Annotated in this window: 17 protein-coding genes and 2 pseudogenes; 13 read left to right on the plus strand and 6 right to left on the minus strand. The window is 41.7% G+C overall.

Annotated elements, in window-relative coordinates; all coding sequences use genetic code 11:
* Positions 1-186 precede the first annotated feature (186 nt).
* Positions 187-684: an inorganic diphosphatase gene (locus ACZ5A8_RS08730; protein WP_464533388.1), complete on the minus strand. Its 498-nt coding sequence runs from the start codon at positions 682-684 to the stop codon at positions 187-189.
* A gap of 1,015 nt (positions 685-1,699) precedes the next feature.
* Here ACZ5A8_RS08730 and ACZ5A8_RS08735 point away from each other — a divergent pair.
* The 3 genes and pseudogenes from ACZ5A8_RS08735 to ACZ5A8_RS08745 form a co-directional block, all read left to right on the plus strand.
* Complete coding sequence (locus tag ACZ5A8_RS08735; protein ID WP_464533389.1) at positions 1,700-2,512, plus strand: right-handed parallel beta-helix repeat-containing protein; 813 nt, start codon at positions 1,700-1,702, stop codon at positions 2,510-2,512.
* 62 nt (positions 2,513-2,574) lie between these two features.
* Positions 2,575-3,726, plus strand: coding sequence for an ISH3 family transposase (locus ACZ5A8_RS08740; protein ID WP_464530343.1), 1,152 nt, complete (start codon positions 2,575-2,577; stop codon positions 3,724-3,726).
* A gap of 46 nt (positions 3,727-3,772) precedes the next feature.
* Positions 3,773-5,860 (plus strand): annotated as a pseudogene (locus ACZ5A8_RS08745) (PKD domain-containing protein); the annotation flags it as partial.
* Positions 5,861-6,025: 165 nt separating this feature from the next.
* On the opposite strand, the gene ACZ5A8_RS08750 reads toward ACZ5A8_RS08745, so the two are convergent.
* The 5 genes and pseudogenes from ACZ5A8_RS08750 to ACZ5A8_RS08770 all read right to left on the minus strand — a co-directional run.
* On the minus strand, positions 6,026-8,776 hold the full coding sequence (locus ACZ5A8_RS08750) for a DEAD/DEAH box helicase (RefSeq protein WP_464533391.1): 2,751 nt from the start codon (positions 8,774-8,776) through the stop codon (positions 6,026-6,028).
* A 1,160-nt stretch (positions 8,777-9,936) separates the two neighbouring features.
* A complete protein-coding gene (locus tag ACZ5A8_RS08755; protein ID WP_464533392.1) occupies positions 9,937-10,494 on the minus strand; it encodes a LemA family protein in 558 nt (185 codons plus the stop codon).
* A gap of 21 nt (positions 10,495-10,515) precedes the next feature.
* The gene (locus tag ACZ5A8_RS08760) at positions 10,516-12,372 is read right to left on the minus strand and encodes a DUF2207 domain-containing protein (protein WP_464533394.1); all 1,857 of its coding nucleotides are present in this window, start codon (positions 12,370-12,372) and stop codon (positions 10,516-10,518) included.
* A gap of 532 nt (positions 12,373-12,904) precedes the next feature.
* Positions 12,905-14,185, minus strand: a complete 1,281-nt coding sequence (locus ACZ5A8_RS08765; RefSeq protein WP_464533396.1) for a DUF2207 family protein — start codon at positions 14,183-14,185, stop codon at positions 12,905-12,907.
* Positions 14,186-14,236: 51 nt separating this feature from the next.
* Positions 14,237-14,689, minus strand: a pseudogene (locus ACZ5A8_RS08770) (DUF2207 domain-containing protein); the annotation flags it as partial.
* Between the two features lie 502 nt (positions 14,690-15,191).
* Between ACZ5A8_RS08770 and ACZ5A8_RS08775 the strand changes: the two are divergent.
* The 10 genes from ACZ5A8_RS08775 (at position 15,192) to rrp42 (ending at position 25,704) form a co-directional block, all read left to right on the plus strand.
* Positions 15,192-17,333 (plus strand): MEDS domain-containing protein, encoded by a 2,142-nt coding sequence (locus ACZ5A8_RS08775; protein WP_464533397.1) that lies wholly within the window; start codon positions 15,192-15,194, stop codon positions 17,331-17,333.
* A 297-nt stretch (positions 17,334-17,630) separates the two neighbouring features.
* Positions 17,631-18,221, plus strand: coding sequence for a 50S ribosomal protein L15e (locus ACZ5A8_RS08780; protein ID WP_229391719.1), 591 nt, complete (start codon positions 17,631-17,633; stop codon positions 18,219-18,221).
* Positions 18,218-18,661: an RNA-binding protein gene (locus tag ACZ5A8_RS08785; RefSeq protein ID WP_464533399.1), complete on the plus strand. Its 444-nt coding sequence runs from the start codon at positions 18,218-18,220 to the stop codon at positions 18,659-18,661. Before ACZ5A8_RS08780 ends, ACZ5A8_RS08785 begins: the two co-directional genes overlap by 4 nt.
* Positions 18,654-19,373 carry a ribonuclease P protein component 3 gene (gene rnp3 / locus ACZ5A8_RS08790; protein WP_464533401.1) on the plus strand — a complete coding sequence of 240 codons (720 nt, stop codon included), beginning with the start codon at positions 18,654-18,656 and terminating at the stop codon, positions 19,371-19,373. Before ACZ5A8_RS08785 ends, rnp3 begins: the two co-directional genes overlap by 8 nt.
* Entirely contained in the window at positions 19,370-19,714 is a 345-nt protein-coding gene (locus ACZ5A8_RS08795; RefSeq protein WP_229391716.1) for an Rpp14/Pop5 family protein, read from the plus strand. Before rnp3 ends, ACZ5A8_RS08795 begins: the two co-directional genes overlap by 4 nt.
* A gap of 1,308 nt (positions 19,715-21,022) precedes the next feature.
* Positions 21,023-21,772, plus strand: coding sequence for an archaeal proteasome endopeptidase complex subunit alpha (gene psmA / locus ACZ5A8_RS08800; protein ID WP_229391715.1), 750 nt, complete (start codon positions 21,023-21,025; stop codon positions 21,770-21,772).
* Positions 21,773-21,850: 78 nt separating this feature from the next.
* Complete coding sequence (locus ACZ5A8_RS08805) at positions 21,851-22,543, plus strand: ribosome assembly factor SBDS (protein WP_229391714.1); 693 nt, start codon at positions 21,851-21,853, stop codon at positions 22,541-22,543.
* Between the two features lie 11 nt (positions 22,544-22,554).
* Complete coding sequence (gene rrp4, locus ACZ5A8_RS08810; protein WP_322224512.1) at positions 22,555-23,337, plus strand: exosome complex RNA-binding protein Rrp4; 783 nt, start codon at positions 22,555-22,557, stop codon at positions 23,335-23,337.
* A gap of 77 nt (positions 23,338-23,414) precedes the next feature.
* Positions 23,415-24,920 (plus strand): exosome complex exonuclease Rrp41, encoded by a 1,506-nt coding sequence (gene rrp41 / locus ACZ5A8_RS08815; RefSeq protein WP_464533403.1) that lies wholly within the window; start codon positions 23,415-23,417, stop codon positions 24,918-24,920.
* Positions 24,904-25,704 carry an exosome complex protein Rrp42 gene (gene rrp42, locus ACZ5A8_RS08820; RefSeq protein ID WP_464533405.1) on the plus strand — a complete coding sequence of 267 codons (801 nt, stop codon included), beginning with the start codon at positions 24,904-24,906 and terminating at the stop codon, positions 25,702-25,704. Before rrp41 ends, rrp42 begins: the two co-directional genes overlap by 17 nt.
* The last annotated feature ends 164 nt before the right edge of the window (positions 25,705-25,868 follow it).

The following is a 25,868-nucleotide window of genomic DNA, read 5'->3' on the forward strand; positions in this document are numbered from 1 at the left end:
TAAATTATTACCTCGAAACCTCTTAAAAATGCACCCCCTATTCTGTGAAAGTTTGGGAATCTGGTCGTTCACATTCACACGGCTGCCAATCTCCTTTAAAAAAGAAATTATGCTGCCGATAGTATATGTCCCCACTTGTGAACATCCCACAACCCAAAACCAAAGGATAACTCATCACTGATTACGTTATTTATTTTGTTCAATATGTCGAGATTTAGCTTCCCGGATTACATTGACTGCTGCTTCGAGACCGTCCCAGCCAATAACCTTCACGTGTTTGTGTTCTAAATTCTTATAAGTTTCAAAGAAGTGAGTAATTTCCTTTAACAGATGAGGAGGAGCCTGTTCAATCGTTTCTATAAAATTCCATAACGGGTCGTTCTTCGGAACACAGAGGATTTTTTCATCTCTTCCTTTATCATCTTCCATGTCAAATAATGCAACCGGGTGTACATCTATTACACATCCCGGAAATGTAGGTTCCCATGTCAATACCATGGCATCCAAAGGGTCACCGTCACGCGCTAAAGTATCAGGGAAAAAGCCATAATCACAGGGATATACAATTGAAGAAAAAAGCATCCTGTCGAATTTAATCACTTTTCTTTCCTTATCGTACTCATATTTGTTTCGACTTCCTTTAGGAATTTCAATAAGCACACTTTCAATCTGTCGTTCAGTCATATCAATAACTTCCTTCTTATGGGCTCATCCCAAAACGTAGTTTGACTTCATTATTGATGCTAATATTATACTTTAAGGTGGTATTTCTTTGATTTCAGATCCTGGAAATACTCTTTGCATACCCTATCCAGCTAAAGAACCTTTTGCTTAAAAATTAATTAAGACTACCTGATAGATATCATACTAATACGGGTAGAAATGGGATATATGAACTGTTTATGGATTATTTATGAACTGTTTATGGATTATTTATGAACTGTTTATGGATTATTTATGAACTGTTTATGGATTATTTATGAACTGTTTATGGATTATTTATGAACTGTTTATGGATTATTTATGAACTGTTGGCTAGAGTCATAATGAAATCATTTTGATTTAATGATGAAATCATTTTGATTTAATGATGAAATCATTTTGATTTAATGAAATGGCGCAATTCTAGATTTATAATTCTAGCATAATATTAGTTTCGGATAGGCTAAAAATAAAACAATAGCTGGCCCAAAATCCGAAACTCTGAATTTACCAGAATACAGTGAGCAGTGATCGTTTTTTGCGCTGCAGGAACTACCTCACATTCGACTTTGCTTTAAATTTTTCTTTATGTTTATGGATATAATTAATTTATGGGTACGCTGAATAAAAGGAAACTGGAAAATATAAGTCAAAAAATAGGCAAAAACCTGTGGCAGAGGTAGTTTTCGCAAACAGCTCTTTATCTATACTTTAATTGAGTATAAAACTGCCCACCTAAAAACATTCATTTATCTCAAATGTATAAAGGTGCATCTGAATTGAATACAAAACTAAGAAATAAGAAGTATTAAAAAATAAATTTAAAGGCTTTTGACCTTTTAAACTGAATCTAACTTTCCAACCTGCATTGTTTTTACTGAGGAAGCAATTAGGAATATATAACAAAGAAAATAAATCCTATTAGCTCTTGAATGACTGATCTTTTTTAAGAGCCCTATTAATTTCATATTTCTGGTTTAAAGGGGGAAAGTAACAGGTGTGGGTGAATAAATTAACCGTTCTTTTAGCGGTTGCTGTCTTTCTTATAGTCGCGGTTTATAGCCCTGCATCCGCCAGGGAGATTACGGTGGATGATAATGGTTCAGGTGCAGATTTTAAATCAATCCAAGAAGCAGTAAATAATTCGTCGGCTGGAGATATTATTCTTGTTTATCCGGGTCTTTATAATGAAAGTGTGGATATAGGGATACAGAACATAAGCATCCTTTCTAATTCTGAAAATCCTGAAGATACTGCTGTTAGGGCTTTTAAACTTAGTGTAAACAATATTACCGTAAGCGGGTTTAAAATACAAGAAAACTTAGTTTTAAAAGGTCGTAATGGTGAACTCTGGTATGCTAAAATTGAAAACTGCACTGTTAAAAATAACATTTTGGAACTAGGTATTGGGGCTGATGATTGTTATAATTCCACTATTGAGAAAAACATAGTTTTGAAATCAGGTATCAGTGTAGCTGGTCCTTACGCTGATTCTAATTTTACAATATCTGACAATTTACTTGTCGACGGAGGTATTGGTATTTCTCACGGACCGTATAAATGTCTTCTGCTTAATAATACCCTTCTCAAGGGTGGCATATTGGTGAGTGAAGGCGGTAGCCACAAAATTATTGGTAACTATATTTCAAATGGCCACGGAATTGGACTTTTTGAAACTTCTTCTGACATAGAAAATAATACGATTGTAAATTGTAGTGAAGGTATCTGTCTAACCCGGCTCACGGGGTCTAACATAGTTCACAATAATACTCTGATGTCTAATGACATAGGAATTTCAGTACTTCGCTAATTTTGATTTCCTCATTACGGAAGCTTCTCGATACCTTTATATGTAATGAAAAATGCCTCTCTATGTCTTTTTTCACAAATAAGTTCAGAAATAGGTTTAAAATCGAATTAAAGTCAAAGTACTGTATTGATTCTGTATTACAACCTCTCACATCTCATGTAATCCTCAAGATCAATGGTTCACTTACAAGTGAAGACATTATTCGTACTGTTGTGAGTTTGGCAGTCGATAAGAGTTCAGTCCATTCTGTCTCAAAACAGTATTCTGCTGTTGCTTGTGAAACATCTTTACGTTACCATCTTAAGAAACTAAACATGGACGAATTGATCCTATCCAATGAAAAGATTCTTCTTCAAAATCCCCTAAAAACTCTCAAAACAGGTAAGAGCTATGAGTTTGCCATTGATTTAACCAACGATCCTTATTACGGGAAAACAGATTCGTCTAACGAGAAATATGTAATTCGTAGCCAAGCTAAAAAGTCAACAAACTCTTTTTACTCATATATCTCCCTCTACATCACTAACAAGAACGAAAGGTTTACTGTATCTGTTCTTCCTGTAGAAAAGAAAAAACCAATGGTTGAATACCTCTCCTATTTTCTCTATCTCATCAAAAGACTGAATTTTAAAATCAAGGTTCTCTGCCTTGATAGAGAGTTTTATTCTATAGATGTGTTTGAATTTTTGCAAAGTAATGGTGTTCCTCACATAGTTCCTGTTGTCAAGAAAGGAGAGAAGATGAAGCAACTTATGAATGGGAATAAGGCTCGAAGTACACAATATGTCATGAAGAATTCTAAGAAAAAGATTCTTTTAGACATTATCATTGATGTTAAGTATCTGAAAGGAAAGAGAGGTAAAAAGGGATGTGAGAACCTTGGTTTTGTTGTTTTTGGAGTTAAATGGTCTCCAAGAAAGGTCAGTACAGTTTACAGAAGAAGATTTGCTATTGAATCGTCATACAGGATGAGGAATGTGGTTAGACCAAAGACATCATCTAAAAACGCAACTATAAGGTACTTTTATGCATTGGTATCCTTTCTACTAAAAAATATATGGCTATACATTCAGAATAAACATTTTACTATTGTCAAAAGAGGACCTCAGGTCATAGATGAGGATAAGTTCAGATTTGAAGTATTTATACTTATTATTAAGGAATGGATAAGAAGAAAGTTAAGAGTGAGGACAACAGTGTGGTGTTTGAGATAAATGAAGGTAGAGTAAAAGTGGAGGAAAGATTTTAGCGAACTACTGAATTTATGTTGGGGACTCAGGAGGCAACTCATTTTTAAACAACACTATTTCAAAAAACAACATTGGGATATTGTTAAGCGGCTCGACCATAGACCAGGCAGGAGCCAATTCACTCTTAAACAACACCATTTCAAACAACAATATAGGAATATCATTAGAAGGCGATTCTTCCGGTAATCTGGTTACCAGTAACAGGGTGGAACTAAACAAGCAATACGGAGTATATATCAAACAAGTTAACTCTGAGGTTCCATATAATGGAACTAATCGATTCTACAATAATATATTCAATAATACAATCAATTTCTTTAACGATACAGGCAACTATACAGGCAATTATTTTATTGCAAAGGCAACAAACATCAGCGACGGAAAAAATACTGTTGCCTTGAACACTACAAAGACCTCAGGCACTAACATTGCAGGCGGATCTTACCTTGGCGGAAACTTCTGGGCAAAACCTGACGGAACCGGATTCTCTCAAAACTGCAACGACTGGAATACAGATGGAATCGGGGACTTGATCTATACAGCCAGTGCGTATGATATTGATTACCTTCCTCTCGTCTCTATGCCCAAAGACCGGCAGCCAGTATTTCCTATTGCAGACTTCAGTACTAATGTAAGCAGTGGTTATGTACCTCTTTCTGTCCTGTTTACAGACCTTTCCCAGAATGCAACAGCCAGGGTATGGGATTTCGACAATGACGGAGTCGCTGACTCTACCGGTAAAACACCAGTCAACATATACCCTGTATCCGGCACCTATACTGTCAATCTGACAGTAAGCAATGCAAACGGTACTTCCTCGAGACTATATCCAGTAATAGCGTCCAATAGGCCTCAATATACTCTCACGGAGGCTCAGATTACTACAAACAAATCAAATCAGACGAAACCTGCTATTTACGGGGATAAAATAGTGTTTTTTGATGATCGAAGTGGGTTGGGGAATTACAATATTTACGTGTATGATCTCTCTACTTCCAAGGAAACTCAGATTACAATCAACGGTTCTTCCTATGACTATACTATGGGACCTGCAATCTATGGTGATAGAATAGTCTGGCAGGAATATCGCAGTACCAGTAATCCCAATGTATTGGACAGATCCGATATACACATGTATAACTTTTCCACTTCAAAAGCAACTCAGATCACTAACAGCGGAAAGGCAGGAGATCCTGCTATTTACGGGGACAGGATAGTTTGGGAGGATAATCGCAACGGAAACGCTGATATTTATATGTATGACCTTTCTACTTTCAAGGAAACTCAAATAACTACCAATGAATCATCGCAAGTATATCCTGCAATTTACGGGGACAAAATAGTGTGGCAGGATTCTCGCAATGGAGAGGGCAGTTATAATCCCACAGACATTTACATGTATAACATCTCTACTTCTACGGAAACTCGAATAACTACCAATAATTCAGATCAGTATTATCCTGCTATCTACGGAGACAATATAGTGTGGAAGGATAATCGCAATGGGAAAGGGGATATCTATATGTATAATCTCTCCACTTCTAAGGAAACTCGAATCACTATCAACAACGGCTTTCTGGAGGATTTTGCTATCTACGGTGACAGGATAGTATGGATGGATGATCGTAACAGAAATGCCGATATCTACATGTACGATCTCTATACTAACACGGAAACTCAGATCACCACAAACAAATCAGGACAGTCAGGCCCTGCAATCTATGGCGACAGGATAGTTTGGATGGATTGGCGTAATAAATATAGACTGGATGGTCATCCTGACATAGAAAATGCGGATATTTACGTGTGTACTGTCTCAGTAATAGAACCATCACTAAAAACGCCTGTCTCTGACTTCTTTGCGAATACAACATCAGGAAATGCACCCTTAAAAATCTTATTTACTGACAACAGTACAGGTGCACCGATTTACTGGTTCTGGGATTTCGGAGATGGTATTAATTCAAAACATGCTTTAAACGCAACTCATACATTTACTGAACCGGGAAAGTACGATGTAAGTCTTACCGTAACGAATGAAAACGGCAGCAACACCAGAATCATGCCTGGGTATATTACAGTCTCCGAAAGTAAATGAATATCTTAAATTGAAAAATCAGTGAAAAACCGAAAATCAGCAAAGTCAGGGCTAAGGAGCAAATCGGAAGCAATTGATCAAATATGGCAAACAAATCTTTATGATAAAGTCAACCCCTTAGCCTTGATGGCCAGATTTGAGAACTATTATCAGGCCTGTTATTTTTCAGTTTACTTTCCTGATAATCAGTTTCTTCACAACCTTTTTTCCATCCTTTTCGTTAACATCTTCGTCAATATCCTCATTCTCTTTATTTACGGAAATTTCAATCCATACCCTGAAGTTATAATCACTGCCTGCCCCAAGGTCACGGATACGGATTTCCAGGGGCTTCTCCTTTGCAGGTTCTTCGTTTCCCCTGAACTTCTGCTGGAATATTCTTACCACAGCTTTTTCCGGAGCAGGGGCTGAGACGACTCCGATCATCACTCCGTTTTCGTCAGTGGCAATAAAGGTTCTTTCCTTTTTCTCCTGCCCTGCCTGAGATTCATGTTTTATGGTTTCCCGCCTGAGCTGCTTCCTGACTCTGTCAAGGGCATCCCCTGAATCCGTTTTTTGCGAGGTCTGCTTGAGGGCTCTGGCTTCGGAAAGGTGTTTTTCTTTTTTTTCGGGTGGGATGTAGGGGACTTTTCCCAGGAGTTCGTGCAGGAGCATGATTGCAGCGTGCTTGTCAAGAGGCTCATTATTGTTCCCGCATTTGGGAGACTGGATACAACCAGGGCAACCGCTTTCGCAGGGGCAGCTTTCAATGGCTTTTAAGGTGCCTTCCAGTACCTCTTCAATGAGATCATAACCTTTTTCGGCATACCCGACTCCTCCCCTGTGCCCGTCATAAATGAATATCCCGCTCTTACCTCCGAGGTCTTGATGGGATGGAGTTGAAACCCCGCCTACATCACTCCTGTCCACTAGCAGGTGCAGAGGGTACATGGAAATCATTGCATGCTCGACAGCATGGATCCCGCCTGCAAAGTCAAGCTTATACTTTCCAATCAATTCCTGAAGCCTGTCTGGAAGTTTAAGCCAGAGGGCAACTGTCTGGAGAGTTATCGGAGGCATTTCAAGGTCATGTGCACTCATGGTTTCGTCGCTATGGGTCCTGATTTTCCTGTAACCTATTATCCTATCAGTTACCTCTACTTCCCCAAGCCCGACCTCTACCTCAGGAGCGTGCAGGAGCGGCTTTACCACATAGGTCTCCTGCACCAGGACTGACGAATCTATCATGGGTTTTGTGTAATAGCTGTCGTGTGTTTTTATGGCATGGATCTCCTTTTTTTCATGGTCGATCCTGTTTATGTAGAAGGGTTCCCCTCTGTGCATGTAGACCGCACCCGGATGACACTCCCGGAAAGCCAGTGTCTCTTCTATGTCCTTTTCGAGGGGAAAGCTCTTCTCCCCTTCAAAGGCAAGAAGAGAGTAAGTATTGTTATCTATCCCCCGCAGAGAGACGTGTTTATAAGGAAAAGGGTCAGTGGAATACTTCATATCACTGCCTGCAAGTAGCCCTTCGGCTTCCAGAAGCTCGACAACTCTTGAATACCCTTTGCCAAAGTACTTTTCATCGGATGCCCTGAGAGGAATTTCTTTTGCTGCACAGAGCAGGTGCCCTGCAAGGATATAGGGGTTTTTAGGGTTAAGCACTGCGTTTTCGCTGCTCCTTGCAAAAAAGTCGTCCGGATTTCTCATATAATACTGGTCAAGGGCATTTGTGCCGGCTACCATAAGGACAAGACTTTCGTTTCCGCTCCTGCCTGCCCTTCCCGCCTGTTGCCTTGCGCTCATGACCGTACCGGGATAGCCGTCAAGAATGCAGGCATCAAGCCCTCCGATATCTATTCCGAGTTCGAGTGCGTTTGTTGAAATAACGCCCCTGAGCTCTCCCGAATTCATCTTCTTTTCGATCTCTTCCCTTTCCCGGTCAAAATAGCCACTCCTGTAAGAGCAGACTGCAGAAGATAGACCACGTTCTCTTAAAAGCTCCCTGCAGCTTTTATACATGCGTTCCACTCCCTGCCTTGACCGCGTAAAGGCAAGTGTCTGGAGCCCAGCCTGGACTGCCCGCGTGAAAAGAGTTGAAGTTTCGGAAAAGCTGCTTTTTCTGATCGTACACCCTCTCCCGTTAAGGTAAAGTGGAGGGTTCCAGAACACGAATTTCTGGGGACCATGTGAAGACCCGTTATTCTCAACCACCTCTGCCCCTCTCCCCAGGAGGGTTTCGGTATGCTCTTTCGGGTTTCCTATGGTTGCCGAACAGCAGATAAACTGCGGGGAAGCCCCATAGTATTCCGCAACCCTGAGAAGCCTTCTGAGTACATTTGCCATATTGCTCCCTATAACCCCCCTGTAGTAATGGCTCTCGTCAACAACAATGAATTTGAGGTTTGAAAAAAAGCGCCTCCAGAGATGGTGCCAGGCAAGGAAACTCATGTGTACCATTTCAGGGTTTGTGAACACAATATTCGTCTGCCCTTCCCTTATTTCCCGTTTCTGGGCTGCAGTCAGGGCGCCGGTATAACGGGCTATACCTGCCCCGGAATTAAGTGCCCCTTCAAATTCAAGAAAAGATTTCAACTGGTCGTTTACAAGGGCATTGAGAGGAGAGATATAAAGGGCAGTAGTCTCAGGTCCTTTCATAATAGTTTCAAAAATAGGGATCATGTAAGTAAGGGACTTTCCACTTGCCGTACTTGTACAGAGCACTATGTCTTTTCCTTCCCTAACCTCTTCGATTGCTTCAACCTGGTGGGAATACAAGGCTTCAATCCCGATGCCTGAAAGGGCAGCTTTAATCTGTGCCTTAAGCTCAAGAGGTGAATAAAGCGCGTCCCTCGAGGGTGTTTCTTCAATATGAACTATCTGGTTTTCATAGCGACTGGAAGCTTTTATTTCATTTAGCAGGCGGGAAATTTCCATTTTTCGACTCCACTTTATTTCACATTTATATACATCATGTTTTACTAGTGTCGAGACAATTTAATTATTGAACATAATATTTTGATAGTTCGTTATCGGTATAAAGGGATTCATAACTTATTAGGTGATCAATAATTAAATTTTCATGACACTAGTCCACATCGCGGCTAATATTTGGAGCTAATATTTAATTTTTTATTTTTCCGATAAAGATTATGCTTTGACCCGATCCAAGCTTAACAGCTCAAATGGGCGGCGTGGGATAGAATAGATAGATAAGAGATACATTCAGCTTGCCCTTGAGTAATATTAATCTATTGACTACTTACCGGCTGCACTTCCCGAATCTCGCTGCCCGAGTTTCGCTTCGGGATCACAGGAAATCGAAGATTTTCTGAGAGTTGCACTGCAAGTGCAACAGCAACAAGGTCCTTTTCGTTTCGCTCAAAAGGACCAATCTATGGCTTATAGCAGTGAACTTCATTCAAGAGAATAAATTATAACTTTTTGACCCTTACAGCCCTATTCGCTGTACCAGGTCATTCCTTTCACGCTCGACGCAGAAGAGCGGCCTTTCCTAAAAAGAAGAGAAAGAAAAAAACAAGAAATCAAAAAGTAAAAATCACCTGATGAAACCGGATATCCACAGAAAAACAGGAAAACGCCGGAAAATAATGTGAAATAAAAAAAATGGTAAGCTTTAGAACAGAAAAAACAGACTATTTGAAAACAAGAGGAGCATTTCAGTCTCTTTCAAGCTTCATTTTATTTGTCTTCTTTATTTGTCTTCTTTATTTGTCTTCTTTATTTTGTATTCTCCTAACTCTTTCTTCTTTATGGGAAAGCCCGTCAGACAGGCTGGCGGAGGAATTCGATGCCATGTGAATTAAAAAGACGTTTCCGGGGTGGAGGATTTCTTTTATGACCTGTACATAGTATTAGCTATACCTGACCATTCTTGTACGCTCGACGAAAGAAAGCGGCTTTGCAGACAAAAAAGAAAAAGAAACCAGTAAGTAAGGATGATTGAAAACGTGTTTAAAAGGTTCACAAGTAGAATAACTCTGGGAACTGGTCAGAGATCCAAAAAAAGTAAACCAAAAAATAAACTAAATAAAAAAATAAGTGACTGAGCCAGTAATCTGAGCCAGCACACGGTATCAGAACTCAACTTTCGGGGTTTCCCTTTCTGCTTGCAGGGTTTCAAATAACTCTTTTTTCTGGAATCCCGTGATAGAAGCAACAATATTTTTTGGAATTGTCTGAATACTGATGTTGTATTTCATAACCGTATCATTATAAAACTGTCTTGCATAGGCAATTTTGTTTTCGGTTTCCATAAGGTCTTTCTGGAGCTGCATAAAATTCTGGTTGGCTTTCAGGTCAGGATAATTTTCTGCAACTGCAAAGAGGGACTTAAGGGTGGAAGAAAGGTAATTTGATGCTTCTGCCGTTTCATGTACGTTATTTGCAGACATTACTGCAGCCCTGGCTTTTGTAATGTTTTCTAAAAGGTTTTTTTCGTGTTTTGCATACCCTTTAACTGTTTCTACCAGGTTAGGGATAAGGTCATAGCGCCTTTTTAGCTGGACTTCTATCTGAGCCCAGGCATTTTCTACCCTGTTTCTTTGCTTTATAAGGTCATTGTAAATTATAACGAAGAGCAAACCGAGCATTATTACTGCTACTACCAGAATTTCTGCTATCAAATAGACCACCTTCCGTTTATCAAAATTGTTTTATCGGGCACCTCCGCCACCTCCACCCGAGCCGCCGCCCACGCCGCCTACTCCACCGCCTCCACTTCCGCTTGAAGATGGGGCGGATGATGAGTAGGCTCTCCCGAAGCCGGAACCGAACTGGCCGTAACTGTGGTGCACATAATAAAAGTGACTCGCTTTCAGCTGTTCAGAAGGGACGACTAAAGACATGTTTTTAAGAACTTCTTCTGCAACTCCCAGAGCAGTTGCATACACCAGATAAGAATCCCAGATCTTTATCGATTCCGGGGGGTGCTCTTTGAGCGCAGAAAAATCGGTAAGATATTTTTCAAAATTGGTCCAGCGTTTATAATAGAGCCTTCCTTCAGGAGTCCAGCGTCCCAGTACCTTTTCGAATGTCCCGGAGAAAATTATCATAACCAGCCCGAAAAACCCGCTTAAAATCACCAGTATATTTATGTTTGATACAAGGGGAAATGAATTTGAAGGGAAATAGTTAGAGAGTGCAATAAAATAAACAACTGCAGCTATTAAAGTTACTATACCAAAAATACTCATATATGTGTTCCCTGTGGACCGGAAGAATTTCTCAATTACAATATGCCTTTCAACCTTTTTATTCCAGGCGAGCATAAATTGATAGAAATCAGTTCCTCTTCCAAGCTCTTTTTTCAGTTTATCCCATGAGATTTTATTTCCGGAAGCATGTTTTTTCAATAAATTGAACACGTCTTTCTCGAAATCTGCCAGTTCAGGGAGGTTTCCTTGAGTTTTTGCATATGATTCGGGGCTGACAAGTTCAATTAAAATATCTTCGGATTCGGATTTGAACAGACCGAATGCTCCGTTTTCTTCTGATTTAATAGTGAGAAGAGAAATGTAACCAAGGTTAGCAAGGTTCATAACCGTAGCAGTAAACCCGTCCATTGTAGGAGTGCCTATTTTCCCCTGCATGATGGCATTGACCACGGCAGGCCTGGAATCTGTAGGTGGTTCCCTCTCATATATCGCCTCATAATCTATTTTTGGCTCTCTTCCGTACCTGAAATAAACGAAGAAAGGAAATGTCAGGACAAGAAGAGCAAACAAAATTGTCAGATAATAAAGGTTCTTTAAGATCGAGCCTTTTGTTTCATACTCGTTCTCAATAGCTAATATTTCTTCAAGTCCTTCTTCATCGTCTATCTGGACCAGACTGGAATTGGGAGATTCAATTCTGGGAAAAGCAACCCTGATTTCATACCATTGGTAGGAGGGAATTTCGTTTGTCTTTAAACTGAGGATATTCTGTTCCACGTTTGCATCCTGAGTATAGCCACCCGGATGGATCCAGTACTGGATCTCACTTTCATTTTCCACGGGGAGCGCGATGCTTCCTCTCAGGCTTCCCAGAGGTTTTTCCCATTCTTCACCCCAGAGCTTATAGTGGAATTCGGAAATATCACTGTGGACTTTGACTGCGCCGTAATGGTCGTAGGAAACAAAAAAAGTCACTTTTTCCGGGGTGGGGGTCGGAAGTTCACCTATCAACTCATACCCTTCGGAAGCAGGTTCGACTCTGAAGGTACATGCTTCATCTGAACAATGCCCCTCTATATTCCGGATAGATTCCCCGGAAGACACCTCCAGTATTCTGAAAACTTCGTTGTAATTCCCTTCAAATGTGTATGAAATCGATTCTTCAACATGGACTATGCCGTAGGGGTCTATAGTTATATTCGTTGTTGCTCCTTCCAGCGCATAGTCTCTTGCACTGGCTGAGGGCACAAGGCATAGAAGAACCAGCAGAAGAGCAGTCATTATCGCTATTTTCAGTACCGTAGAATTAATATTTGCTTTTCTGACAGGTTCAACAGAACTTTTTAAAAGCCGCAACCAGATTCCTCCAACTCTATATTATTTTAAGAATACTAATATTTTGCCAGAGTTTTCTTAAAAATCGGAAAAAACAAAAAGTTGGAAAAAAAGGCACAGGCATATTTTGTTATTTTCGATTTTTTGGTGGTCCACAGTTAGTCGGTTGATTATTATAGGGCAGCCTTAATGGCATCTTTCAACCCTTCTTTAAACCTTTCTTTATAAACGTCGCGCGCGGTCTGACGATTGGCTTCGATCAAATTAAGGATCAATCTTCAACCGCGCTGAAAAAATATAGTGTCAAATACCAACTGCTTGACAGTGGACGATCATTTTTTGTATACTTCCGATTAATACTACTCTATAGATAGAAATCCGGTTTAAGTGGTCAGGCTTTTGATTTCCTGTAATCTGCAACCCGGCACTGTAACATATTCCAAAGCTGGTTAATTCTGGATGTTCTGATTAATTATGGCCTGTTGATTCTCATGTTGATTCTCATGTTGATTCTCATATTTCTTTTCGGTGGCTCTCAAGGTAACATGAGTACTTATTCAGCACCGTCGCCCCTATTCCCAAGATCACCACCTATATCGCCACCTTCCCCATCTGGACAGGACGAAGAGCAGGCATTTCCATATCTGTGGTCAGACTGATTATAATAGTAACTTATGGGACGGAAGTAGCTCTCTTTAAGCTGTTCAAAAGGAGCAAACAGGGACATATTTTGAAAAGTCTGCTTTGCAACTCCAAGAGAAGCCGCATATACCAGATATAAATCCCAGGTCTTTATTGATTCAGGGGGGTATTCTTTGAGAGCAGAAAGGTCTGTTAGATATTCTTTAAAATTATCCCAGCGTTCATAGTAGAGATTTCCTTCAGGGGTCCAGCGTCCGAATGTCTTTACGAACATTCCGGAGTTTTTTGTCATAAAGAACCCTAAAATACCGATTAAAGCGGTCAGTGCATTAATCTTTGACACCCGGGGAAACTCGTCGGAAGGGAAATATCCGGAAATTGTAATATAATAAACAATTGCCGCTATTAAAATGCCTCGAGAAAACCATTTCATATATAGATATCCTGTCGATTGGAAGAACCTATCAATTTCAGTATGGGTTTGAACTTTTTTACTCCAGGAAGTAATAAATTGATAAAAATCCATACTACCGTCAAGTTCCTTTCTAAGTTCTTTCCAGGAGATTTTTCTTTCAGAAGCATGATTTTTTAACAGGTAAAGTATATCTTCTTCAAAGTCTTCCAGTTCAGATAGGTTTCCTTTAGCTTTGAAATATACATCATAGTTAAGTTCTATCATAAAGTCTTCTGGCTCGGATTTTGGAATATGTGATGAGCTTATCTCTTCGGGTTTTAAATTTCGCAAAGAAATATAACCACGATTAGCAAGATCCATGAACGTAGCAGTAAATCCATCCATTGTGGGAATACCCATTCTCCCCTTCATAATGGCGTTAACTACAGCAGGTTTGGAATCTGCAGGCAGCTCTCTCTTATACTTCTCTTCGTAATTTATTTTCTTTTCATAATTTGTTTTCCCCTCGTAATTTGTTTTCTCCTCGTAATCTGTTTTTTCTTCGTAATCTATTTTCTCTTCGTAATCTGTTTTTAGCTCTTTTCCATATATAATATATATAAGGAAAGGAAATATTAGGACAAAGAGTAAAAAGTAACGAGTTATTCTATAAAGGCTTTCTAAATTCAACTCCTTCTGCTGATATTCTTTCTCAGTAGTTAATATTTCTTCAAGCTTTTCTGCATTATCTACCTGAACAAAGCTGGAATTTGGGGATTCGATTCTTGGAAAAACCACTCTGATTTCATACCAGTGAGAAGGAGGGATCTCTTTTGTCCTTAAACTGAGGACATTATGTTCTACGTTCTCTTCTTGTGTATAGACAGCTGGACAGGTCCAGTATCGGATTTCGTTTTCGTTTTTTACTGGAAAGGTAATGCTTCCTTTCAGGCTTCCAAGGGGTCTTTCCCATTCTTCTCCCCATAGCTTGTGAAATTCAGAAATGTCATTATGAACTTTGACTGCCCCGTAATGGTCGTAAGAAACAAAAAAAGTCAAATTTTCCGGAGTGGGATCTGGAAGCTCGCCTATTAACTTATATCCTTCAGGATTCGTTTCAACTCTGAATTTACATCCATTATCCGAACAATATCCCTCGATATTCTGAATAGATTCCCCGGTTGATGTATTAAGCATTCTATAAACATAGCTATAATTTCTGTCAAATGCATATGAGATTGCTTCTTCAACGTGAACTACACCATTCGGGTCAATAGTTATATTCGTTGTCGCTTCTTCCAGCGTGTAATCTTTTGCACTGACCTAAGGTATAAGAAAAAAGACAAACAGCAAAAGAATAGCTATTTTCAATAAAGTAGAGTTAATATTTAACACAGTAGAATTAATATCTGATCCCCTGGCAAGTTCAAAAGAACCATTTGAGAGCCTCAATCAAGTTTCCTCCAACCCCATCTTATTCCTCAATATGGTATTCTCCTGAATCCTCTTAAGACTTGGTTCCAGAACTCAGTTTTTTAATCTATAATATTGAGAAGAAAAATCAATTTATGAGCAGTCTTCAAAAGGAAAACTACAGAGACAAATGATTAATTCTTACTTTTATATAAGCATTCAATTATATAACATTCAACAATGAAATTAATTTCTGTAAAGATACATTTAGATTTAGATTGAGTAAATCTAAAATTTAGCTAAAGCAGCATAAAACTACATTATTGATAGAACATGCTTGAAATAAGGACAAAGAATCTTTCAACTTTATACTCGAATGTCGGAGAGGAGCATGCAAGATAACATCAGAGTTTCCGGTGTTGAGATCATTGGTGACATATGCTGGGGAACACATTTTTGCCAGTTTTACCAGACAAAAGAAGATTTGTTATACATACTTGTCCCTTATTTCAAAGCAGGGCTGAAAGATAACGAACTATGTATTTGGATCACATCAGAGCCTCTAAATATCGAGGAGGCGAAAAAAGCCCTGAAAAGGTCTGTTCCTGATTTTGATGTGTATCTGGAAAAAGGGCAAATTGAGCTTATTTCTTATGCTGATTGGTATTTAAAAGATGGTATTTTTAATTCCGGGAAGGCCATGGACAACTGGGTTGAAAAACTTAACAATGCCCTTGCCATCGGCTATGAAGGGTTGAGAACGGCAGAGAATTTTTGCAAGCTGGAAAGAGAAAACTGGAGTGATTTTGTAAATTATGAGAAAAGAGTAGGTTATATCACAGGCAGATATCCGATGATAACTCTATGCACTTACTTCCTTGATAAATACAATGCAACCGATATAATCGACATTATAGCAAATCACCAGTTTGCTTTGATTAAAAGAGAAGGGAAATGGGAGCAAATCGAAAGTTCCGGGCGGAGAAATATTACCGAGATCAGGAGCGCTGAAGAAGCATGCGTCAGCGAGGAACACTATAGATCTCTGTATGAAAGTAGTTTCGATGGGATTTTGCTTACCATGCCCGATGGAACTATTCTTTCTGCAAACCCTCAAGCGTGTTACCTCTTTGGCATGACTGAAGATGAGATCAGACAGGCAGGGAGAGAGGGGCTGGTAGTCAGGGACGGCAAGCTTGCAGCAGCACTTGAGGAAAGAGAACTGGCAGGACGGGCGAAGGCCGAACTCACATTCAGACGAAAAAATGGATCAACTTTTATCGGTGAGATCTCCTCTAATCTCTTTACAGATGCTGATGGCAGTATAAAGACAAGCATGATCATTAGGGACATTACCGAGCGAAAAAAAGCAGAAACAAAATTAAAAGAAACACTCGACAATTTAGAAAAACTGGTTAGAGAACGTACAGTAGAGCTTGAAAAGGCTTACAATTCTTTAAAAGAAAGCGAAAAAGGTCTTGCTGAAGCTCAAAAGATGGCCCATGTTGGGAACTGGGAATGGGAAATTGAGACTGAGAAATCATACTGGTCTGATGAACTGGACCGCATTTTTGGACGCAATCTTCAGGAACCGCATCCAACTTACGAGGAATTTTTAAGTTATATACATCCCAGCGATAGAGAATATGTATATAATACTGCTATGAAAGCCATAAAGGGAAAGCCTTACAGTATTGATTACAGAATAATCCGGGCTGATGGGGAAGAACGCACAGTCCATATGCAATCCGAAGTTATTTTTGATGACAAAAATACTCCTGTTCGAATAAAAGGAATAGTTCAGGACATTACCGAGAGAAAAGAAGCTGAAGAAGCCCTGGCAAAAATGGAGAATATCCGCATAAAAGAAATCCATCACAGGATTAAGAATAATCTGCAGGTAATTTCGTCCCTGCTTAACCTGCAGGCCGAAACCTTCTCTCATCTTGAAGTTTGTAAGGTTCCGGAAGTTGTCAAAGCATTCATGGAAAGCCAGGGCCGCATTATTTCTATGGCTCTCATTCATGAAGAGTTGTATAAAGGAGATAAAATCGACACACTTGACTTTGCAGCTTACCTGAGGAAGCTGACTACGGATCTTTTCAATTCTTACAATCTTGGTAATAAGGAAATCAGTTTCAATCTGAAACTCGAGCAGGTTTATCTTGGAATGGATACTGCAATCCCTCTTGGAATTATTGTAAACGAACTGGTTTCAAACTCTTTTAAGCACGCTTTTCCTACAAAACGGGAAGGCGAGATCTACATAAACCTTCGCAGAGCCGAAGATTTTACCCCCAAAAGTGATATTTCCTGTCAAAACATGGATCATATAGGAAAAAAAGACTTCCATTATGTACTTGAAGTATCGGATAATGGAAAAGGGATTCCTGAAGAAATAGATTTTGAGAACTCCAGTTCCCTTGGGCTACAGTTAGTAAACATTCTTGTTGAGCAGATAGACGGCTGTATAAAGCTTGAAAGAGATCAGGGAACAAAATTTACTATCTGGTTTAGTGATATAGAAGTATGAGCAGTTATTTTGTTATGTAGAATCCATACTTTTTTCTATTATCTTATTTTCCTCTCGTTTTTCGCCTATGTTTCTTTTTTCTTTTTCTTTTTCTTTTTCTTTTTCTCTAATTCTTTTTCTCTAATTCTTTTTCTTGTTCTCTAATTCTTTGTTTCTAAAAAGCTTTCTTATGGGCAAAGCTTTAAATCAAATGATTCAGTTGTATCGCATGTTTCATTTTCGGGATTAGATCCCGTTGGAATGTGGTCCTGCAGGCAGGGCTGAACCATGAAACATAAGTGAAACTTGGTGTTTAAATTGTCAAAATCTTTTTACGGATATATACGTGATGCGTGGAAAAACCCTGATGAGACTTACGTGAACGAGCTCCGCTGGGAGCGCATGCAGGTCTGGAGAAAGCAGGGCTCTGTGACCAGAATTGAAAGGCCCACAAGAATCGACAGGGCACGCTCCCTTGGATACAAAGCCAAGCAGGGCATTATAGTTGTCAGAGTAAACGTGCGCCGCGGTGGGCTTGGTAAAATAAGGCCCAAACGTGGAAGAAGAACCCAGAAAATGGGGACGAATAAGATCTCAGGCGGAATGAGCATCCAGAGGATCGCCGAAGCCCGTGCAGATCGCAAATACCCGAATCTTGAAGTCCTGAACTCTTACTGGGTAGGAGAAGATGGGAAGCACAAGTGGTTTGAAGTCATCCTTGTAGACCCTCACCACCCTGTAATAAAGAGCGACAAGAACCTGAACTGGGTCTGCGACGCGTCCATCAGGGGTAGAGCTACCAGAGGCAAAACCAGCGCTGGCAGGAAGGGCAGAGGCATGACCACACGCGGCAAGGGAACTGAAAAGACCAGGCCGAGCATCCGTGCGCATCAGAGTCGAGGCAAGTGATTCATCACATAACAATGCGTGTGATCGCCCACGCAACCGAAGACGTATCCAGAGTCCGCGAGGCTCTGGACTTTTTTTTATCCGGTGCCGGCGTAAAGGAAGGGAATAAGCTTATAGAAGAGCTTCAGGCCGAAGGGCACCACGGAAATCCAATTACTATCCTTAGCGTGCAGCTTAAAAAGAAGGCAGAATGCCTGAAATTTGCCCGTTTTGTCCGGGAAAACATTTCGGAAGAAGATATGGGTATGCTCAGGAAAGAAATGCCTGAGAGGCTGGACGATGATACGGTTTTTCACCTCCGCTTCGACAAACAGGCTGCATACCTGCAGCAGGTAAAACTGACTAACTCTTCTGACGCTATTATTGCAAAGGTCAAGATCGAGACCTATCCGAAGAACAGGGAAAAAGCCGGAGCCATAGTGGAGGAGTTATTTGGGTAAACCTAAATTTTATGATTTTTGCGTTCATGCAGCTCCGGATGGAGATAACACTGCTCCGGAACTTGCCTCCTATTCCCGGCATCTTGGATACAGCGGGATTGCCCTTGCTAACCATTCCGATAAACTTCCTGATAAAAAGCCAGTACTGCCTTCAATAGAGGGTTTTGAGGTCTTTCAGGGGATTGAGCTTGTGGAGGAAAACCCCTCAAAACTGAACAGCTTGATAGGAAAATTCAGGAACTCAATGGATGTCCTGATTGTACACGGAGGGTCTGAGGCAGTCAACAGAGCTGCGCTCGAAAATCCTAGGGTAGACATCCTGAACCACCCGGCTTTTGACAGGAGCAGCGGGCTAAACCAGGTTCTGGCAAAAGCAGCTGCAGAAAACGGAGTTGCAATAGGTATTACCCTGAGACCTCTTCTTCATTACCGGGGTTTCAGGCGCATTCGCCTGCTGTCCGACCTCAAAGCAAACCTTGAGCTTGCGAGAAAATACGAGGTTTCTCTTGTACTTTGCAGTGATGCCGTGTCCTGTTTTGACCTGCGATCCCCCATGGAAACTATTGCCCTTGCTGAGGTTTGCGGGCTTGAAGAAGATGAGGCTCTTAATGCAATAAGCACTGTTCCTGAAAGAATTCTCAAGAAGAATCGCCCTGGTCCGGGATATATAAGGGAAGGTATCGAAGTGCTTGAGGGAGAGGACCTCTTTTGAAACGCCTGCTACCTTCACTCCGCGCTAAAAAGCGCTATCTCGCTTTTGAGCTGATCTCAGAAGAGCCTGTGAGCAGAAGTGACATTGTTAAAGAAGTCATTTCATCTGCTTCCTCACTGCTCGGAGATGTTACGACCAGCGACTGTGATATTAAAGTTCTGGGATTTGAAAACGGAAAAGGAATTATCCAGTGCTCTCATACGAAGGTTAAAGAAACAAGAGCATCACTGGCCACTGTGACCCGGATCAACGGAAAAAGAGCGACTATTCATGTGCTGGGATCTTCAGGCACTGTTAAACGAGCTACGGAAAAGTTTCTACAGGGTGAAAGCTGGAGTTAAATCTTGAGTTAAGTTCCTTAAAACTGGAATGAGACTTGTAAATAGTTAAAGAATAGTTAAAGTAAAAATTCTGGAAAGCTTATCTGCGATACGGAAAAATCAGGGATGAGCCTAGGGTTTTCAGAATCCCGGCTATTACCGCAAACCACCATACTGGTTTATTTGATGCTGACTCTCTGGTATATGCGGGAAAACTTAATCGGAGCGTTTATCCGGAAGCGGATGTGCGTTATCCGCCTTAAAAGTTGAGAAAGTCTCCCTGGCAAGTACGCAGGCGAAACAGGCATTCTGAAAATTTAAGCACAGTACCCTGGAGCACAGATACCCTGTTCTTTAGCACAGGTATCCTGTATCCTTTATACATACAACAGACATACACTGGCTCATAGGGTTTATATGTAGTCTCGTTTATATCCGGTCTTATTTATATGAAGTAAAACCCGGATATCTGCCTAGCAGTTACAGAAATCTGCAGGTACAATCAGCCATTATTAAGCGAGTGCTTGCACAAGAAGCGAATGCTTAAGTAAAAGTTTCAGGCTCGAATTCCTCAGGGTTGAAAGATGCAGCAATTGTCGAATAAGCTGTCTAATATATACTATACTGAATGAGTATTAGTGTAACAAAGTATAATACTGACTGGCAGAACTGATCGACAAAAGAGCAGCTTTGCCGGGACTCCTGGCAATTTACGTATGAGTGGTAAAGGGTCTGAATCGGGGATATCCCTGAATTCCGGGTGTGGAGCATGCAGGAAAATAAATTCTTCCCTACAGGTTTCAGATCTGGCTTTAAACGCCGGAAAGCCCCGGCTCTCATAAGCATTATAACTGAGTAAATACACTTTATTAACGGACATAGTTAACATTGGAATGGACCTTCAAACCCTGTTAAAAAATTAATTGAAGTGCGTGAATTCGGGTTGCGCCTGAAGAACGTACTGTACAGGGTAAAAGTGCCTTTAAACTCCCGGTAACCGGGGTATTTTCCGCTGGTTTCGTCCGAAAAAATCGGTTCAGGATTGAAAGTCCCGCATAAAAGGCTAAAAACTCTAATAAGGAAGAAATACCTTATAGGGAACCAAAAGTCGGTTTCCTTACCTGAACACTGGGTCTGGGACTTTAAGCTCCTGAATTTTCGGGATATCCGCACAGGTTTATAGCTCTTACTGACCAAAGCCTTTTTTGGGCATGCGGTGGTTTAGCAGACGATTCTGCGGATTTGAAATCCCTAGGGAAAAAATGACCGGTTTCTAGCCGGGAAAATTAAAACATATGGAACATAAATAAAGGCAAGGAGATACGGAATATGCAGATGGCACCACAGATGGGTTATGACAGGGCAATTACGGTTTTCAGCCCTGACGGAAGACTTTTCCAGGTAGAGTATGCCCGCGAAGCGGTCAAAAGGGGAACAACAGCCGTAGGAATCAAGGCAGCCGATGGGGTAGTGCTGCTGGTCGACAAGCGAATAACGAGCAGACTTGTGGAAGCCGAATCAATCGAAAAAATATTCCAGATTGATGACCACATAGGAGCCGCAACCTCAGGGCTTGTGGCAGACGCCCGCGCCCTTGTTGACAGGGCCCGTGTAGAAGCCCAGGTAAACAGGGTTTCTTATGACGAACTCATAGGTGTGGAGGTAATCTCCAAGAAAATCTGTGACCACAAGCAGACCTACACCCAGTACGGCGGAGTTCGCCCGTACGGAACTGCACTCCTGATTGCCGGCGTGGACGACAAAAAGCCAAGGCTCTTTGAGACCGACCCAAGCGGCGCTCTTCTCGAGTATAAGGCAACAGCTATAGGTGCAGGCAGAAATGCAGTTGTTGAGGTTTTTGAGGCAGACTACAGGGAAGATATGAATATTGAAGCTGCTATCCTCCTCGGGATGGATGCACTTTATAAAGCAGCTGAAGGCAAATTCGATGCCGGAACCCTTGAAGTAGGTGTTGTATCCCTTCTGGACAAGAAATTCAGAAAACTGGAACCTGAAGAAGTTGGGAACTACGTTCAGCAGATCCTTGAGAAACACAAGGGAACTGAAAACAAAGAATAAAACCTATAAATATTTAAAGAATGAGTAAGCAGAGAATTTCAGATTCTCAAACTTACATTTTAGAGAAGGTATTCGAAAATGGTGTCCCTGGACGAGGCAGTGACTGCCCGGCTTAAAAGAGGCAGCAAACATTTCGAAGTCCTGGTCGAGCCCGAAGGGGCTCTGGCCTACAAGCGAGGAGAGGAAGTAAACCTCGAAGACATTCTGGCAGTTGAAACTATCTTCGAAGATGCAAACAAAGGGGACCGGGCAGCAGAGTCCGATATAATCAACTCTTTTGAGACAACCGATCCCTTTGAAATTGCTGCCGTGATCCTGAAGAGCGGAGAGCTTCAACTCACCGCTGATCAGAGAAAACGAATGCTTGAAGAGAAAAAGAAAAAGGTTATCTATACCATTTCCAGAAATGCTATAAACCCTCAGACTAGAGCACCCCATCCTCCCGCAAGGATAGAAAGAGCGATGGAAGAGGCAAAGGTGCATATAGACCCTTTAAAAAGCGTAGATCAGCTGGTAACCATTACGATGAAAGCCATTCGCCCGCTTATCCCGATACGCTTTGAAGAAATTAGTATTGCTGTAAAAATCCCTCCCGAATATGCCCCCAAAGCATACGGAGATATTTCCAGAGCCGGAAGCATTACAAAGGAAGAATGGCAGCGTGACGGCTCCTGGGTTGCAGTAGTGAGGATTCCTGCGGGAGTCCAGACTGATTTTTACGCTCTTATAAATCATCTAACGAAGGGAGAGGCTCAAACTAAACTTTTATAAGAGGATGTTGGATGGATAAAAAAATAGTGATCCCTGGTGACCTGTTATCCGAGAGCATGAAAAAAGCCGGATACGGGACGTATATCAAGAACGATAAGATCTATTCTTCGCTTTGTGGTATTGAAAACCTCAAAGAGGATAAAGTTGGAGTGATCCCACTTGCGGGAGCGTATATCCCCTCGGTGAATGATGTGGTGATAGGGATCGTTATTGTGGTTACTCCATCCAACTGGATACTGGATATTGCAGGTCCTTATGATGGTCTGCTCCATGTATCCGAGTATCCTAGAAGAGTCGAGTCCCGGGAAATGCCTGAAATCCTGAACGTAGGTGACTCTGCAATTCTCAGGGTAAGAGATGTAGACAGCTCCATGAAAATCGAGCTTGCCCTGAGGGACCCGAGCCTTCATAAACTCAAAACAGGCCAGATTGTTGAAGTTGAGCCTGTAAAAGTCCCCCGTGTAATAGGACACGGCGGTTCCATGATTTCCATGCTGAAGAAAGAGACAAACTGCAGCATTTTCGTAGGCCAGAACGGCAGAATATGGATTGATGGAAAGGACGAGGATATAGAGCTTTTGAGTAAGGCTCTCCGGAAAATCGAAGTCGAAGCCCAGCGTTCCGGATTGACAGACCGGATCTACAATTTTTTGAAAAATGAACGGATGAAAGAGAAAGAGTCCAAGCCCGTTAAATTTTTTAGAAATGAGAAGAAAGGTGCGAGCACAGCAAAGGAAGATCATTCCGAAGATATATACAGAAAGATCGATGTACTGCTGGACCCGAAGAATTGATTCCGGATAAAGTCAAGAGGATTTTAGGTAAGCTTCTCTAGAATATTTTGGTTTAGGAGTTGTTTGGAGATTAAAGTATGAGTGATAAACCTGAAAAATTAATCGCTGACGATGGGCTGCGCCTTGATGGGAGGCGTGCGGATGAGATAAGGCCCATGAAAATTGAGATCGGCGTACTTTCGCGAGCCGACGGTTCATGTTATCTTGAATGGGGCAGGAATAAGATCCTTGTAGGCGTTTTCGGCCCCAGGGAAGCTCATCCTCGCCGTAGCCAGCGCGCAGACTCGGCAGTTATCCGTTACAGATATAATATGGCATCATTCTCCGTGGAAGACCGTGCCCGTCCGGGACCCAGCAGGCGGAGCATCGAAATCTCAAAGGTTTCCAGGGAAGCTTTCGAACCTGTAATTATGGCCGAGATGTTTCCGAAGACAGCAATTGATATCTTTGTAGAAGTGCTTCAGGCCGATGCAGGGACAAGGACAGCAGCAATTAATGCCTCAAGCATAGCTCTTGCAGATGCCGGCATTCCTATGAAAGGGCTCATTACCTCCTGTGCTTTCGGAAAAGTTGACGGACAGATTGTACTTGACCTCAACAAGGAAGAGGATAACTACGGAGACGCTGACTTCCCTGTAGCAATGACCCAGGACGGGGAAATTACTCTTGTTCAGATGGACGGGCACCTTACTCCAGAAGAGATTAAAAAAGGTATGGAACTGGTAAAGAAAGGTTGCAAGGAAATCCTTGAAATCCAGCAGGCAGTTCTTAGAAAGAAGTTTGAAACACCTGTTGATGAGATCTCGGAAGTAGCTACAGGAGCTGAAAAGGAAGACGGAAAAGAAGAGGCCATACCTGCCTCCGAGCTTGCTCCGGAAGTAGTAGTTGAAGAGGCTTTTGAGGAAGCTGAAGAATTAGGAGCAGGGATCTCGGAAGAACCATCTGAAGCGGATATCCTTTCCAGTGAAGTAGTACCTGACTTCGAAGAAGAGCTCGAGGAAGATATTGAAGAAGAGGCTGAATCCGAAGAAGATTTAGAGGAAGATTTAGAGGAAGATTTAGGAGAAGAACTCGAAGAAGAGGAATTTGAAGAAGAAGCTCTTGAAGAGGAAGCCGAGTTTGAAGCCTCTTTTGAAGGTACTCCCGAACTAAAAGAGTTCGAAGAAATCGAAGCCAGGCTCGAGAAAGAAACTGCTTCCGGAGAAGCCGAAGAAGAAATAGAACTTGGGTCTGAAACTGAGGAACCTTCCGAAGAAGAGGCCTCTTCTTCGGAAGAAGCCGAAGTTGAGGAAGAAGCCGAAGTTGAGGAAGAAGCCGAAGTTGAGGAAGAAGCCGAAGTTGAGGAAGAAGCCGAAGTTGAGGAAGAAGCCGAAGTTGAGGAAGAAGCCGAAGTTGAGGAAACCACTGCCTCAGAAGAAGCTATTGAGCCTGAAAGAGAGGCCGAATCCGAGGCTGAAACTACAGAAGTTTCCACTGAAGGGGCGGAGGCAGAAGAAGAGCCTGAAGAAGAAAAGTCCGAAGGTCCCTGGAAGGTAGTAAAAGACCCCTCTGAAGCCGGATCCAGAGGTGAAAAAGATGAGTGAAATCATAGCTACACTTAAGAAGGACTATATTTACAGCCTGATGGTCAAAGAAAAGCGCCAGGATGGGCGCGGATTTAAAGAGTTCAGGGATCTCAAGCTCGAAACAAACGTGATTTCCAAAGCTGAAGGTTCTGCAAAAGTCACTCTTGGGAACACTCAGGTTCTTGTAGGTGTGAAGCTCCAGACCGGAACTCCATTTCCAGACTCCCAGGATGAAGGCGTGATTATCACCAACCTTGAACTTAACCCTATAGCTTCTCCAGAATTTGAGCCCGGGCCTCCAAGAGAAGAAGCGATCGAAATGGCAAGGGTTGTTGACAGAGGGATCCGAGAATCAGGCGCAATTGATATAAAGAAGCTTTGCATAACGGTTGGAGAATCAGTATGGATTGTCTTTATAGATATCCATATCCTGAACGATGACGGAAATATCATTGATGCATCCTGTCTTGCTGCGATCGCAGCCCTCATGACCACAGTTGTCCCGAACGAACAGCAGGGACTGGGCGAGAATGTGCCCCTTGCAATGAAAGAGATGCCTGTCGGCATAACCCTTGCCAAGATAGGCTCAAAACTGATGGTTGATCCCTCCCTTGACGAGGAGGCAGTTTGCGAAACAAAACTGACCATCGTTTCCAGTTCGGACGGGTCTGTTGCAGGCATGCAGAAGATGGGTCCTGCCCCGCTTACCGAGACAGAGCTATTCGAGGCAATAGACCTGGCAATTGAAAAGGCAACCGAAATTCGCGAGCTCTACCTTGAAGGGCTTGCAAAAAGCGAATAAATCAGGCAGGATTAATTAAATATAAATATTAAATGCCAGTATTACGGTCTAAGTGCACGTCTTAAGATGGTAGAAGAACCCGGGTCTCAGATCCAACCAGCTCATAGATTGGTTCAGGGCAGGGCTCTATCACTTCTGGCTTAACATTTACATTTAAGGAGTTT

This window comes from Methanosarcina subterranea (assembly GCF_055385895.1).